Origin of the sequence: Synechococcales cyanobacterium T60_A2020_003, assembly GCA_015272205.1 — a bacterium.
Lineage (GTDB): Bacteria > Cyanobacteriota > Cyanobacteriia > RECH01 > RECH01 > JACYMB01.
Map to the genome: position 1 here is coordinate 1 of JACYMB010000167.1, position 13,626 is coordinate 13,626.

At 52.7% G+C, this 13,626-nt stretch carries 14 protein-coding genes; 9 read left to right on the forward strand and 5 right to left on the reverse strand.

The window, feature by feature from the left end; translation table 11 throughout:
- From IGR76_08725 to IGR76_08735, 3 genes are all read right to left on the reverse strand, one after another.
- On the reverse strand, positions 1-594 hold a 594-nt coding region (locus IGR76_08725; GenBank protein MBF2078590.1), incomplete at its 3' end, for a DUF4335 domain-containing protein.
- Positions 591-1,199 carry a DUF3038 domain-containing protein gene (locus tag IGR76_08730; protein MBF2078591.1) on the reverse strand — a complete coding sequence of 203 codons (609 nt, stop codon included), beginning with the start codon at positions 1,197-1,199 and terminating at the stop codon, positions 591-593. The genes IGR76_08725 and IGR76_08730, both read right to left, overlap by 4 nt.
- A 123-nt stretch (positions 1,200-1,322) precedes the next feature.
- The gene (locus tag IGR76_08735) at positions 1,323-1,607 is read right to left on the reverse strand and encodes a DUF427 domain-containing protein (protein ID MBF2078592.1); all 285 of its coding nucleotides are present in this window, start codon (positions 1,605-1,607) and stop codon (positions 1,323-1,325) included.
- Between the two features lie 548 nt (positions 1,608-2,155).
- Between IGR76_08735 and IGR76_08740 the strand changes: the two genes are divergently transcribed.
- The 6 genes from IGR76_08740 to IGR76_08765 all read left to right on the forward strand — a co-directional run bounded on the left by IGR76_08740 (position 2,156) and on the right by IGR76_08765 (position 8,789).
- Positions 2,156-4,129, forward strand: a complete 1,974-nt coding sequence (locus tag IGR76_08740) for a long-chain fatty acid--CoA ligase (GenBank protein MBF2078593.1) — start codon at positions 2,156-2,158, stop codon at positions 4,127-4,129.
- A 118-nt stretch (positions 4,130-4,247) separates the two neighbouring features.
- Entirely contained in the window at positions 4,248-4,697 is a 450-nt protein-coding gene (locus tag IGR76_08745; GenBank protein ID MBF2078594.1) for a YlqD family protein, read from the forward strand.
- A gap of 225 nt (positions 4,698-4,922) precedes the next feature.
- A complete protein-coding gene (locus IGR76_08750; GenBank protein MBF2078595.1) occupies positions 4,923-6,221 on the forward strand; it encodes a 2-oxo acid dehydrogenase subunit E2 in 1,299 nt (432 codons plus the stop codon).
- Between the two features lie 150 nt (positions 6,222-6,371).
- On the forward strand, positions 6,372-7,175 hold the full coding sequence (locus IGR76_08755; GenBank protein ID MBF2078596.1) for a PhzF family phenazine biosynthesis protein: 804 nt from the start codon (positions 6,372-6,374) through the stop codon (positions 7,173-7,175).
- Positions 7,176-7,324: 149 nt separating this feature from the next.
- On the forward strand, positions 7,325-7,894 hold the full coding sequence (locus tag IGR76_08760) for an HdeD family acid-resistance protein (GenBank protein MBF2078597.1): 570 nt from the start codon (positions 7,325-7,327) through the stop codon (positions 7,892-7,894).
- A gap of 7 nt (positions 7,895-7,901) precedes the next feature.
- Positions 7,902-8,789, forward strand: a complete 888-nt coding sequence (locus tag IGR76_08765; protein ID MBF2078598.1) for an alpha/beta fold hydrolase — start codon at positions 7,902-7,904, stop codon at positions 8,787-8,789.
- Positions 8,790-8,913: 124 nt separating this feature from the next.
- Here the strand turns inward: IGR76_08765 and IGR76_08770 are convergent, their stop codons facing one another.
- Positions 8,914-9,219 (reverse strand): hypothetical protein, encoded by a 306-nt coding sequence (locus IGR76_08770; protein MBF2078599.1) that lies wholly within the window; start codon positions 9,217-9,219, stop codon positions 8,914-8,916.
- A gap of 229 nt (positions 9,220-9,448) precedes the next feature.
- Between IGR76_08770 and IGR76_08775 the strand changes: the two genes are divergently transcribed.
- Positions 9,449-10,123 (forward strand): pseudouridine synthase, encoded by a 675-nt coding sequence (locus tag IGR76_08775; GenBank protein MBF2078600.1) that lies wholly within the window; start codon positions 9,449-9,451, stop codon positions 10,121-10,123.
- A gap of 263 nt (positions 10,124-10,386) precedes the next feature.
- Here the strand turns inward: IGR76_08775 and IGR76_08780 are convergent, their stop codons facing one another.
- Positions 10,387-11,409: an OmpA family protein gene (locus tag IGR76_08780; protein ID MBF2078601.1), complete on the reverse strand. Its 1,023-nt coding sequence runs from the start codon at positions 11,407-11,409 to the stop codon at positions 10,387-10,389.
- A 463-nt stretch (positions 11,410-11,872) separates the two neighbouring features.
- Here IGR76_08780 and IGR76_08785 point away from each other — a divergent pair, with 463 nt between their 5' ends.
- The gene (locus tag IGR76_08785) at positions 11,873-12,568 is read left to right on the forward strand and encodes a hypothetical protein (protein MBF2078602.1); all 696 of its coding nucleotides are present in this window, start codon (positions 11,873-11,875) and stop codon (positions 12,566-12,568) included.
- Between the two features lie 184 nt (positions 12,569-12,752).
- A complete protein-coding gene (locus IGR76_08790) occupies positions 12,753-13,607 on the forward strand; it encodes a PDC sensor domain-containing protein (protein MBF2078603.1) in 855 nt (284 codons plus the stop codon).
- Positions 13,608-13,626: the final 19 nt, after the last annotated feature.

Consider the following 13,626-nt stretch of genomic DNA (forward strand, 5'->3'; position numbering starts at 1 on the left):
AAACTTGGGAACGGGAATGTAGGAAAAGGCGATCGCGGCGGCGGCCAGTCCTGATAATCCCAAGGCCGCAGGCAAAATGCGCTGTCCGACAGGCTCACTCGCCACCACATTCCGTTTGGGCGCAGGTACCAGATCTGGCGTTAGCTCAGGAAGGGTCTGCGTGTCGGCATAGAACTGGTCAATCGCTTCCACCAAATCGAAAACATGTACCGTACTCAGATCTAAGTCAATAGGAGCGACGTTGGTTTTCTTAATGGGATCGTCCTGAAACGCCTGGGGACGAATGGTTAAGCGGTGCAGGTTCGCCGAGAGAGGAGCCAAGCTAACCGGAGCCTGATTGCGATCGCTCACACTGCCGTGGGGTACACCACTCAAAAACTCCTGGGCATACCGACTCGCACAGGTAATCAGGGATTCAAAAAACTCTCGTCCCCCCGTCAACGGCTGGTCCTGTCCCGTAAACAGGCAGGTTGCGCTCGTAAGCATCGACAACACAGGCCGAGTCGTCGCCACGTCGCTTAAAGGGAGATCATTACCCCATCCTTCCAGCATCAACGTGCAGTTTGGCAGACTATACTGACGCTGAATACTCATGAAACCTCTCCGTCAAACAAACTGTTCCACAACCGTTGCGTTCCCGACGTTCCCGTACAGAATAAGAGCTGACCGAGGAGTGTCATCGCTAATTCGTTAAGCTTCTCGTCAGTGCTATAGGCCACAACGCCACTCCGCTTAGGATTCATCCGCGCTCGAAAATGGGCACGAAACCGTTCTAAGTAGGTTGCAAGTCGAGGGGAGTGCCGCTCTGCGGATAATCCTTTCTCGCGCAGTTGCTGATCGGCCAGTAGAAGCTGACGCACCAGACTCGTCAACCGACGGGAGAGGTTACAAATGACCAAAACTAGGGATTTGGCCTCGGAAAATGTAAGGGGGCGGCGCTGGCTATTACGACGAAATGGGTTGGTACTCCGCAGCCGCCACAGCGAAACACGATTTTTAATAACGCTTTGGAGACCTAGATCTTTGGCAACGGCCAAAAATGCCTCGGAGCCACCAAGATCCAGCGCTTCAATCGCGAGAAGCAGCAAATCGAGTTGCAGCCTAGCCCGACGAGGACACAGCCCGTCGGCCAACGGAGGATTTGGCAATGTGTCTAAAATGGTGGGTTCCGAGTTGCTCGGCAGACTATCGACTTGCATTTCTTTCTCGAAGACATTCAGCAGAATTCTATCAAACCAAGCTGTTTTCGTTACATCGCATCTCAGAGGAGAATGAGGCTCCTCCTACCGGAGTTTCATGCTTAAACGCACAACAGCCTCGCTTTACACCTGAACCGTGACCCCCCGCCAAAATGCAACATAACCTTTGATGGCTTTGGCCGCGTCTTTGGGTTCGGGATAGTACCAGGCGGCGTCTTTGTTCGCCTTTCCATCGACTTCGACTGTGTAGTAGCTGGCAACGCCTTTCCAACCGCAGGTGGTGTGGGTATCGCTGGGCTTGAAGTACTCCATATTAAGAGATTCTGGTGGGAAATAGTGATTTCCTTCGACCACTTCGCAGCGATCGCTCTCCGCTAGCACCGCTCCATTCCACATTGCTTTTGGCATTTTTGACTCCCTGAGTACGAGGTAACTCCAAATCTAGATAATCACAAATCTGGATACAAACTTGTTGCTAATCAAGCCAATCACAATCATCGCTGGGTCAACTTGAGAAAATTGGATAACTAGACCTACGCCCCTTGCAATCCATATTAGGGATTGCAGCACCATAGCACTATCGGTCTTCTTCTTATTCCAGTCTTCTATCTTAGCGCTCCGTTCCCGGAGAAGCAGACTGGGCGATCGCTCGTTTTCCCGCCATTCCCCCAGCCACCCGGTTCTAGAGCAGGTCTGAAGCCAAAATATACTTGTTCCTAAAGTTGGCGGCGTTCGCCCATCTCGCCAGCTTTGTTAGCAACCACCTTATGAAATGCCACACATGGGTTGAGCGAAATCAGCAACAGCAACTATAAATAGAGTGACCAGCACCTAACGTATCCGGCACCCAACCTACTGCGATCGCCATCCGTAAGCAATCAGCCTGTATCGTTGGATTTGTCGAGCGATTGTGATCACGCCCAACAGAACCGTTGCATTATTCAGGAGTTGTTTGCATGGTGAGTCCTGCCCCCTTTCAGTCTGTTATCAGTGATAGCGATCGCGCTCTGTTAAGGCATTTAATTGACTACCATTCGGCACAATCCATGCCCGACGTGTGGGCGATTTTACAGAACCGTTCTGACATTCTGGCGGTCACGGCTCTGCACGATCCCCATGCAAAGCCGGAGGTGAAGATAACCTATGGTGACCTCTGCCAGCAGTTTCAGCAGTTTGCTACGGGACTGCAAACTTTGGGTGTCCAGAAGGGCGATCGCGTTGCCCTATTTGCCGATAATAGCCCCCGCTGGTTAATTGCCGACCAAGGCATGATGATGGCTGGCGTTGTGAATGTAGTGCGCGGATCCCAAGCGGACGTGGACGAACTGGCCTTCATCATCAGCAACAGCGGCAGTACCGGACTCGTAGTTGAGGATTTGAAAACCTTTAAGCGCTTGCAGCCCAGTCTAGAAAGCTTGCCCATTCGCTTTGTGCTGTTGCTATCGGATGAGACTCTGCCTGACTTGGGGGATCGTAAAGGCTTAAACTTTACAGATCTGATGGCGATCGGCGCAAGCAGTTCCTTCTCTCCGGTGACGCTGCAACGGAACGAACTCGCCACCTTGCTCTACACCTCTGGAACGACGGGAAAACCCAAGGGCGTGATGCTCACCCACGGCAATCTCATGCACCAGATTGAAACCTTGGGCACGGTAGTTCAACCCAACTTGGGCGATCGCGTTCTCAGCATCCTACCCACCTGGCACGCCTATGAGCGATCGTGCGAATATTTTCTGCTGTCCCAAGGCTGCACGCAGATTTACACAAGCCTCCGCCATGTCAAGGCCGATCTGAAACACTACAAACCCAATTTCATGGTGGGTGTCCCCCGACTCTGGGAATCCATCTACGAAGGCATCCAAAAGCAGTTTCGCGAGCAGCCCGCCAGCCGTCAGCGATTGATCCAAACCTTCCTAGCCAATAGCCAACGCTACATCGAAGCCAAGCGGATCGTTCAAGGGCTGAGCCTTGCCGTTCCCAATCCGTCATCGTCGCAACGGTTAGCCGCTCAGCTAGAGGCCGCTGCCCGTTCCCCGCTGCATAAACTTGCAGCCAAGATGGTCTACAGCAAGGTGAAAGATGCTACGGGAGGCAACATTAAGCAGGTGATCAGCGGTGGTGGTTCCCTAGCCATGCATATTGACACCTTCTTTGAAATCATTGGCGTCGAAATTCTCGTAGGATATGGCCTCACGGAAACGGCTCCTGTGTTAACGGCGCGTCGCCCCAATCGCAATATGCGTGGCTCTGCCGGACAGCCCATGCCTGCCACCGAAATTCGCATTGTGGATTTAGAAACGCGGAAACCATTGCCCAAGGGCGATCGCGGTCTAGTGCTGGCGCGAGGCCCTCAAATTATGGCGGGCTACTATGAAAACCCGGAGGCCACCGCCAAGGCCATTGATTCCGAGGGTTGGTTCGATACGGGGGATTTGGGCTGTTTAATCCTGGATGATTTTCTGGTACTGACTGGACGCGCCAAGGACACCATCGTGCTCACCAATGGCGAAAACATTGAACCCCAGCCCATTGAAGACGCCTGTGTACGCAGTGCCTATATCGACCAAATCATGCTGGTAGGTCAAGATCAGCGATCGCTCGGTGCGCTCATCGTGCCCAATCTAGATGCCCTCAGCCAGTGGGCAACCACCCAAGGAAAAACCTTCGTGCCGCCCAACGAGACCACCGCATCCGATGCCAAGGGGTTAACGCTGGAGGATAAGGCGATTCAAGACCTGATTCGGCAGGAGCTCGTTCGTGAAGTGCAGGATCGTCCAGGCTATCGAGCCGATGACCGGATTGGCCCCTTCCGATTACTCACCGAACCCTTTTCGATGGAAAACGGCATGATGACCCAAACGCTCAAGATTCGGCGTCCGGCTGTGTACGATCGCTACCAAGACTTAATCGATGAGATGTTCCGTCAGTAATTGCCGTGCGCCCTTCTTAAATTTTTCATACTGAAGGTGAACGCGATCGCGGTATGATCGACGGGACATTGAATCTTGAACACAGTCATCTAAACGCATAGTTTCTAGCAAAGCGCCCATGGAAGTTTCCCAAACCAGTTTGCTCCTAAAGCGGCCTGTCAATCTCAAGGTTGTTGTCACCCCCCGCTGGAAAGAAGAAGTTCAACAGCAGTTGCAAGGCCAGATCAACCAACTCGATGGACAACTGCAACAGTTGGAATCTCAAGGTCAACGGATGGCCTCTGAGCTTCAAAAACAGGAAGCCCAAGCCGATGACCCGAACGTTGTTCAGCAATTGGGCAGCATCCAGGCTCAGGTGAACCAAAAGAAAAGTCAGCTTTTGGAAAAGAAGAATCAAACCTTACAGCAACTTCAGCGCATTCAGCTTTTAGAGCTGGATCAAGAAGTGCTTCAGGGACAACTTGAAGGATTCTTCCGTGTTGAGAAAGGCGATAATCTTGTCCGCAAAATGCAGGTCGAAATTTTAATTCGCGATGGCGTGGTTGAAGATATTCGCGGCGATCTTTAACAGCCAAAATCCAACATAATATGTTTAGGCAATGAATGCCTTCCGCTGGGATATCCTGCTGTGGGCATTCGTTTTTTGCGGAACTCCAGATTGGTATCGAATGGGCTATAGCCTTTAGCGGGGTTAGTCCATTCGTAGATAAGTCTGTGGTTCTTGAAATTTACGTCTTCTGTTAGAAGGTTCTATCACCCGTACTGTTGTAATTATTCCTCTGGAAGCTGCCTCATGATTCACGAAGTTTTCATGCCTGCATTAAGTTCCACCATGACCGAAGGCAAAATCGTGTCTTGGACTAAATCCCCTGGCGATAAGGTTGAGAAAGGGGAAACTGTGGTCGTCGTGGAATCCGATAAGGCTGACATGGATGTGGAATCCTTCTATGAGGGATACTTGGCGGCGATTATCGTGCAGGCTGATGAGGCTGCTCCCGTTGGCTCAACCATCGCGTTAGTCGCTGAAACCGAGGCTGAAATCGAGGAAGCGCAACGGCAAGCCCAAAGCGGAGTTGCAGGTGCGGCAGCGACTCCGGCTCCCGCAGCAGCCCCCGCAACGCCAGCGGCAACTCCGGTCGTGGCTGCCGTTTCTACCCCTGCCCCGTCCCAAAATGGATCGGCCAGTGGTCGGGTGATGGTATCTCCCCGTGCCCGGAAGTTGGCAAAAGAGTTTAAGGTTGACCTCAATACATTGAAGGGCACTGGCCCCAACGGACGGATTACGGCGGCTGATGTTGAGGCGGCCTCTGGTAAGGTTGCCACTCCGGCTGTAGTTGCCCCTGTTCCGACGGCCCCTGCTCCTGCTGCCCCCGTTCCGACGGCTGCCCCTGCCCCTGTGACTCCAAAACCTGCAACTCCGGGACAGGTCGTGCCACTGAATACGCTGCAACAGGCCGTTGTTCGCAACATGATGGTGAGCTTGCAGGTTCCCACCTTCCATGTGGGTTACACCATTACGACGGATGCTTTGGATGCTCTGTATCAGCAGGTGAAATCCAAGGGTGTCACGATGACGGCTCTGCTGGCAAAGGCGATCGCCGTAGCTTTGACAAAACACCCTCTCCTCTACGCCAACTATACGGATCAAGGGATTAACTACAATTCGGACATCAACGTGGCGATCGCCGTGGCGATGGACGATGGTGGTTTGATTACTCCCGTTCTTCGCAATGCCGATCAGATGGATCTCTATTCCCTGTCGCGCACCTGGAAAGACCTGGTGAATCGTTCCCGTACGAAGCAACTCCAGCCGGATGAGTATTCGACCGGAACCTTTACAATTTCGAATCTGGGCATGTTCGGAGTGGATCGCTTTGATGCGATTTTGCCCCCCGGTCAAGGTTCAATTTTGGCGATCGGCGCGGCGCGTCCGCAAATGGTGGCGACCGAAGATGGTTTGTTCGGCGTGCGGAAACAGATGCAGGTTAACATCACCTGCGATCACCGGGTTATCTACGGTGCCCATGCAGCCGCATTCCTGCAAGACCTGGCAACCTTGATTGAAACCAATCCTCAGTCGCTCACGCTGTAGCGATACGGGAACCCATCGATTGAATGGGGCGTGGGGGCGGGTTTCGTAGCCAAACCCTGGTCGTAAGTCCAGACTCACGGCCAAACCTGCCCGTACCCATCATGGGAGGATTCGTCCCTACCGTTCCACAACCATACAATCCATTTACCCATGAGACAGTCCATCATTCAGGTCGATGCCTTTACCGACAAGCCGTTTGCGGGCAATCCAGCCGCCGTTTGCGTCCTCGACCAGCCCCAAAGCGATGACTGGATGCAGAATGTCGCCAAGGAAATGAACCTGTCGGAAACAGCATTTCTCCTGGTGCAAGAGTCGGGATATCAATTGCGTTGGTTTACCCCAGCGGTTGAAGTGCCTCTGTGTGGTCATGCTACGCTCGCGAGTGCCCATGTGCTTTGGAGTGAAGGCTATCTTCAACTCGATGAAGTTGCTGAATTCCATACCAAGAGCGGTTTATTGACTGCAAAACGGTCGGGAAGCTGGATTGAACTCAACTTTCCATCCAATCCATCCCGCATGACAACAGCTCCCCTAGAGCTCAGCGAAGCCTTGAGGAATTTGCCCTTTAAGACTGTCTTAGAAAATTCCCTGGGCTACTTCGTAGAACTCTATTCCGAAGACGAGGTGCGATCGCTCACGCCCAATTTTGCCGCCATGCGATCGCTCCCCGTTGCCCATGTGATTATCACCAGTGCAGCCAATGCGGGATCCGAATTCGATTTTGTCTCTCGCTTTTTTGCACCGGGAATGGGCATCGATGAAGATCCAGTTACTGGAGCGGCTCACTGCTGTCTGGCTCCCTTTTGGCGCGATCGCCTCCAAAAAGACGATTTTCTAGCCTATCAAGCGTCAAGGCGGGGTGGGGTCGTCAAGGTTCACTACGACGGGGGCGATCGCGTTTTACTCTCTGGTCAAGCGGTCACCGTTATGCGCGGAGAGTTAGTTACCTCATAGCTTGCTATGCCGGGGCAGATGTTCGCTCTTTTTTGAACAACTGTGACTGTATGGATCGGTTCCTTAGTTTTCGCCTGTAGGATCAACCTGTGGAAACAGCGTTTTGTAGCTGTTCTGGCAGATTAAAAACTCGATTTAGGTGGCTTAGGATGAATACCGATACCGAACTTCAATCTGATATCAAAAAAACGACAGGTTGGCTCATTGCAGGCAGTATTTTGCTGATTTTGCTGGGCATTGCGGCGATCGCCATGCCCGGAATTGCGTCTGTTACCTTTACTCTGATACTGGCATGGATCTTGCTGATCAGCGGCATTGTGCGGATTGTAAAGTCCTTTCAGTCCAAGCCTGTGCGTGGATTCTGGCTCAACTTAGTGGTTGGGATTCTGTACGCCATTACTGGACTGTACATTTTGTTTAATCCCGTCATTGGCACAGTATCTCTGACCGCAGCACTGGGAATTCTATTTATTGTGGAAGGCATTTTTGAAATTATCATGTCTTTTCAGGCGCGTCCGGGCGGAGAATTTTCCTGGCTGGTACTACTGGATGGCATTATCACACTGATCCTGGGCATTCTTGTTTGGAACCAGTTCCCATTCAGCGCCATCTGGTTAATTGGGCTATATGTTGGTATTAGCCTCCTATTCAGCGGAATTTCGCTATTGGTGATTGCTCTCTCTGCTCGTAAAACCCTAAGTACAGGTACCCAAGTCTAACTAAACCATGCCGGATACGCCTGATTTTCTTCTGTTTTCTCAACACGGATGGGCAGATGACAACCGCGCCATGATTGATCTGGCCCAGCATGTGGCATCAGATTCTGCCTTAATCATTGCGCCGAACTTAGGATATATCGAAACCTGGTTGCGCATTGAACCTCTGATTCATGTTGTGGAAAGCGTTGCAACTCAGCAGTTGAAGCAGTATCCAGATACCCCCATCCGGATTCTAGGCCACTCGATGGGAGGGTTGATTTGGTTAGAAGTACTCGATCGCCACCCGGAATGGTGGCAACGCATCCATTCCTTAGTCTTGATTGCCTCTCCGGTCGGCGGTGCAGATTTGGGACGCCTAATCGACCCCCTGGGCATTGGACTGGGCATTGCGCGGGATCTTGGCGTGAACCGCAAGGCGATCGCTGCCCGAGTGGCCGCCAAGATTCCCACCCTCACCATTGCTGGAGATCTCGGCGGGGGAACCGATGGTACTGTTCCGGTCGGGTGTACCCAGGTGCAACATGCCCAGTTCATTTGCCTGGAAAAGCTGTCTCATCCCGCCATGCGTTGTCACGAGCGGGTGGCCGCTATTATCCGAGATTTTTGGGAAGATTTTTCCATTGGTGAGGCGATCGCCTTTGATGAGGTGATTCGGCGACTGTATGACACTCCCGGCATGACCGATGGGCAATGGCGCGATTTCGATCAGGCGAAAGTGCTCTTTCATCTCCAAAATGGGGGCACCGTGCGCTATTGGATGAATCCTTTCGGCATTAAGCATGTCTTTGTGGCGTCACCGGATGGCACCTGCCTGTATGCCGGATTTGTGGGATGGCTTCATTCTGCGGATCTGCGGGATGCCCTAGAGGAGATTCGTCAAGATTATGCACCCTAAGGCGACGAACCTTCGGCATAGCGGATATAGGTCTAGCGCGATCGCCCTCAACCAATAAAGAGAGAGGTGAACAAACGCTGTTTGTCCTTTCTCTAATACGTTCAGACCGGAATCACTAGCCTTGCTAGGCTTGAGCAGGTTGCTGAGTCGCGACAGGCGGGGTTGCCGCTCCTTTCGCTGCCGCAGCATCTACCGCTCTAAATTCAATGTGGTTCAGTAGGGTGGTCACAAACGCAAAGAGTAGGAAAGGTAGCGACAACACCAAAATCAGTCCAACGGTGGCGATCGCATAAATCGGTCGGCTTGCTCCCATTAGCGCCATGGCCGACGCCAAGCTCAAGAAAATGACAATCAGCCAAACCACAATCTGACCGTAGATATCTCCGAAGGACAAGGTACACACAACTCGGTATTTCTGGATGTTATTCATGGCAGCTCCGACTTTATATCCTTAGGCTAATAGCGTACTGGGAGTCTGCGGGTGTCCCGGCAGAGCTAAATCTTTTTAAAAGGGTTGCAATAAGTCTTTACATCGCTCACACCATCGAAATGGGCGGTGTTGCGGCTGCGCTTCGAGAACCAGACCAGCGCTATAGTGTGGATTGATCCTAGCATTTCCTCGATCTGTGCCGAATCTATCTGAACCGAAGCGTTACATTTTGTTTTACAAACCCTACAACGTGCTGACGCAGTTTAGCGATCGCACCCCCTCTTCTCTGGAGAATCCCACCACTGAATCGGGCAGTACTCGCCTCACCCTCAAGGATTTTATTGCCGTGGCCAACGTCTATCCCGCCGGACGGCTCGATCAAGACAGCGAAGGACTCCTCCTCCTCACTAACGACGGTCGGTTACAGCATCGCCTGACCGATCCCCAGTTTGGGCATCCCCGCACCTACTGGGTTCAAGTCGAACGAATACCGAATGAAGCGGCGTTGCAAACGCTCCGGCAAGGGGTGACGATCAAAGGCTATCGCACTCGTCCAGCAAATGTTCAAACCATCAATGAACCCGACCTACCACCCCGAGATCCCCCGATTCGGTATCGAAAATCGGTGCCGACCGCTTGGCTAGAAATGACCTTAACGGAAGGTCGCAACCGTCAGGTACGGCGGATGACAGCGGCGATCGGACATCCCACCCTGCGGCTCATCAGAGTGGCGATCGCCCATCTCACCCTAGCCGGACTCCACCCTGGCGAGTGGCGAGACGTAACCCCTGCCGAAATCCGAGAGCTTCAACGGGTCATGAACCCTCAAACCTCTAAACCGAGGTCGCCTTCCAACGCGCCAAGACGGCGGACAAACTCCCCTAGGCACAAAAGCCGTTCATAAAAGATTGCCCAGAGCAGTAACCCCCACCCTGAGCAACATTAATTAATATATGCTGGTCTTTTATAACGTTCTGACCAGCGGTATTTATCATTACGTTGAATAAGATAACGTTATGTATCGCTATCTCATTTAGAATCAAAGATTTTCTTTAGATTTGCCCTAAAACTACACAGGACGTTGAACGTTACAGTCGTTCACGATACAAATTAGTCTATAAATTCGATGTCCCCAGCATCCCTATGTGGATCACTATTCCGGTTGGGCTACTGGTTAGGGCTAATCGTAATTTCTAAGCGTCGATTGCGTTGGCGACCGCTCGGCGTTGCATTGGCCACAACGGGATATACCTGTCCATAGCCCACCACGATCCAATGGTAGGCATCGTCGCCAAGGACTTGGGCAAGATAGGTTTTTATGGCTTTGGCCTGCTCGAAGGACTGCGTCCGACTGTCGGCGGGCGAGGACGTATCGTCTGTATGGGCTGCGATTTGAATCGCCGCACCGGGATAATTTTGCAACTCGCTCACTACACTGTCGAGGATTGCCGTGGTTTGGGGAGATAGGGTCGCGGTATCCGTGGCAAATAGAACATCCAACGGTAAGGTCACCATCAAACCGTTCGCGGGAACTCCCGGTCGTTGCTGAAGCACAGGGCTGACGGTGGCGAAAGGCGTTGCTGATTCTACAGGAGCAGACGCTCCTAGATTGTCTGAGGAAGGGGAGGTTTCCGGTGTGGGCGTACCTTGGGGAGCGCTAGCTCTATCCGCACTGGGATTAAGGCGTTGTCGCAGTTCCTGGACTCGCTGTTCTAGAGGAGCGATCGCACTATCCACCACCGAATCCGTTCCTAGCTCGGTTTCTAGGCTGACAGCGCGATCGCGCAGGGCTTGTAAATTCGATTCAAGTTGATCCAATTCGGCCTGGAGGCGATCGCGCTCCTCGTCACTCAGGTCTAGCGGTGGTAAAGGCGTTGGGTTTGCGACCGGAGGTGGCTCAGGCAAGGTTGGGGACGAACTGATCACGACCGGGGATGGGGAGGGTGGCGGTTCAAACGCTGTACCGTTCAGCAAGGCATTGCCACTGCGAATGGCTCGCTCAACCAACGGGGGGTCAGTAATCGTGCCAGGGAAGAGGGAGGCGATCGCCATACCGATCAAAAATGCAAGCGTTCCACTAACGCCCAGCAGCAAGAGTCGAAAGATGAACACAAGGATTCCCCACCCTCGGCCGGGAGACGGAGGAGGGGACGAAGGTTGGAGGGTCGGTGGCGTAGCAGATTCGGTCATAGATCGTTCTGTAGATCGTGTAGATCGCTCGTAAAGGTGCACAGTCGGGTCGCCAAACAAGCCCAGCCGACCTCGTTGCAGCACGTGTCTATCACTCTAACAGGGCGTTTTAGACCCATAAGTATAAGACAACGTTAAATCTGTTGAAGACTTCCAGGTTCTCCTGTTCGCGACCCTGATTAGTTGCTATACCTGTAAATATATAAATAGCAACAACTGAATCAAGCTGCATTGGACTTCGCTTCTCACACACCGAATCTCGTCGTCCGGAGTCCTATTCATGCGTCAGGAATTTGCTCAATCGGGCTGGTTTTGCCAGGTTTCCCGGTGGTTTTGTGGTATCGCCCTAGGGGTGACATCCAGCGTTCTTACGTTGAGTGCGCCTCTCTCTAGTGCAATTTTAGCGATAGAGCCACCGACCATCACTCAGTCCTCCCCTGCTGTCCCCACCTCTGATTCATCCATGAACGAACCTTCTGTTCAACTGGATCCGCTTAACAGTCCCTATCCGGTTCCCTGGAATTGGGTACAGGCCATGTTAACTGAAAGCACAACGCTGGGTGCGCCAACGTTGCGCTACTACCGTAGCCCAGCGCTTGTGTCTCCCGATGGTGTGTATGCAGCCTACAGCCGAATTCAAATCCAAATTCATCCCAACTTTACCCAAAGCCGCGTGGGGAGTGTACTGTTTCTAGAGAATTTGCAAACGGGAGACTTACGAACCATTACGGCAGGGTCTCCATTTGCGGAGAATCCCTTCCTTGCGGATTCCGAACCGGAACTGTCGGGAACAATCGCCATCCTGGTTCCGGTGGCGTGGTCGGAGTCGGGCGATCGCATTCTGGCACGAGAGTTTGAATCGCTCTTTGGAACGGATTTAGCCTCCGATTATGCGGTGGTCTGGGATCGCGATCGCAATCAGACCTATACTTTAGCGCCCTCCGAGGTGAACTACACGAATGCGGTGCTTCTAGGCTGGAGTCAAACGAATCCGAGCCAGGTGCTCTTCAGGGCAGGGCAGATGGGACAAGAGGATTGGGATCTATGGGCTGTTAACGTGGATGGACTAACGATCGCGGCCAATGATGAAGATCAGCCCTTGGTTTATGGTCAGGTGGTCAACAATGTTTGGGCAGGGCCGCAAGCCTACCAGCGTTAGCTGATGCATTGGTTTGGGTCAAACGCGAACCCTCTCAAAACTATAAGATCAACCGCTCAAAACTGAAACCTCAAAACTCACAGTTGGTATCACCGAATCCCTGCAAGATCATCCAGATTTGAGGTGTAATTCTTTGAATAGAGGAGATAAGCTTGGCTTCCCCCCAACCCAGCAATCTAGCGCTATGTCCTTGCCTGCAATTAAACAATTTCTAGCTCGGCTGTCTGGGAACACTCCACTCCAGCTAATTTTGATTGTGGCGTTTGTCAGCCAGCTCATTGTGACCGTCGTTATTATCGGTTGGCTATCCCTGCATAGCGGACGGGTCGCTGTCACCACGCTGGCTAGACAATGGAGCGCTGAAGTCACCGCTCAGATTGAGCAACAGGTGCAGCGCTATCTCGAACAACCGCAGATGTTTCATCAGGTTAGTGTGGCGTCTGTGGAGGCGGGCGTCTTAGACCTGGACAATTTACGCCAGCTCAGTCGCTATTTCTGGGAGCAGGTCAACCGTGCTGAGACCATGAGCAGTGCCTACTATGGCAGCGCGACGGGCGAATTTGTGGGGGTGCAGCGTCGGGCGTCTATCCAAGCGCACCAGGCCGAGCAGTTTGTGTTGTGGTATGCCGACGCCTCGACTCAGTTTCAGCGGCAAACCTATCGGCTCGATACCGACGGAAGTCCGACTCAGTTAGTCCGGACACAGCCGTATGATCCGCGCGATCGCCCCTGGTATCAAGTTGCAGTTCAGGCTGGGAAGACCGCGTGGAGTCCCGTCTACCAGTTTGCGTCTAGTGATTACGCACTGCTGGGGATCACCACGGCTCAGCCTGTCTACACAGCGGCGGGGGATCTGCGGGGAGTGCTGGCTGTCGATTTAACCTTGGCTCAAATCAGTGAGTTTTTGCACCAAATCTCAATCGGGACATCAGGCGTGGCGGTAATTATGGAGTCCTCTGGGGAACTGATTGCAACCTCGACTGACTCCATTCCAGTGCTGATGGGCGATCGCCGTGCCGCCGCCCACACAAAACGGTAAATCAGACCCTAGTTCAGCC

Bases quoted from the DNA above. Each gene is read 5' to 3' on its own strand.
- IGR76_08755 (MBF2078596.1), top strand. From the start codon at position 6,372: ATGAGACAGTCCATCATTCAGGTCGATGCCTTTACCGACAAGCCGTTT.
- IGR76_08745 (MBF2078594.1), top strand. From the start codon at position 4,248: ATGGAAGTTTCCCAAACCAGTTTGCTCCTAAAGCGGCCTGTCAATCTC.
- IGR76_08790 (MBF2078603.1), top strand. From the start codon at position 12,753: ATGTCCTTGCCTGCAATTAAACAATTTCTAGCTCGGCTGTCTGGGAAC.
- IGR76_08740 (MBF2078593.1), top strand. From the start codon at position 2,156: ATGGTGAGTCCTGCCCCCTTTCAGTCTGTTATCAGTGATAGCGATCGC.
- IGR76_08765 (MBF2078598.1), top strand. From the start codon at position 7,902: ATGCCGGATACGCCTGATTTTCTTCTGTTTTCTCAACACGGATGGGCA.
- IGR76_08760 (MBF2078597.1), top strand. From the start codon at position 7,325: ATGAATACCGATACCGAACTTCAATCTGATATCAAAAAAACGACAGGT.
- IGR76_08785 (MBF2078602.1), top strand. From the start codon at position 11,873: ATGAACGAACCTTCTGTTCAACTGGATCCGCTTAACAGTCCCTATCCG.
- IGR76_08780 (MBF2078601.1), bottom strand. From the start codon at position 11,409: ATGACCGAATCTGCTACGCCACCGACCCTCCAACCTTCGTCCCCTCCT.
- IGR76_08735 (MBF2078592.1), bottom strand. From the start codon at position 1,607: ATGCCAAAAGCAATGTGGAATGGAGCGGTGCTAGCGGAGAGCGATCGC.
- IGR76_08770 (MBF2078599.1), bottom strand. From the start codon at position 9,219: ATGAATAACATCCAGAAATACCGAGTTGTGTGTACCTTGTCCTTCGGA.
- IGR76_08730 (MBF2078591.1), bottom strand. From the start codon at position 1,199: ATGCAAGTCGATAGTCTGCCGAGCAACTCGGAACCCACCATTTTAGAC.
- IGR76_08750 (MBF2078595.1), top strand. From the start codon at position 4,923: ATGATTCACGAAGTTTTCATGCCTGCATTAAGTTCCACCATGACCGAA.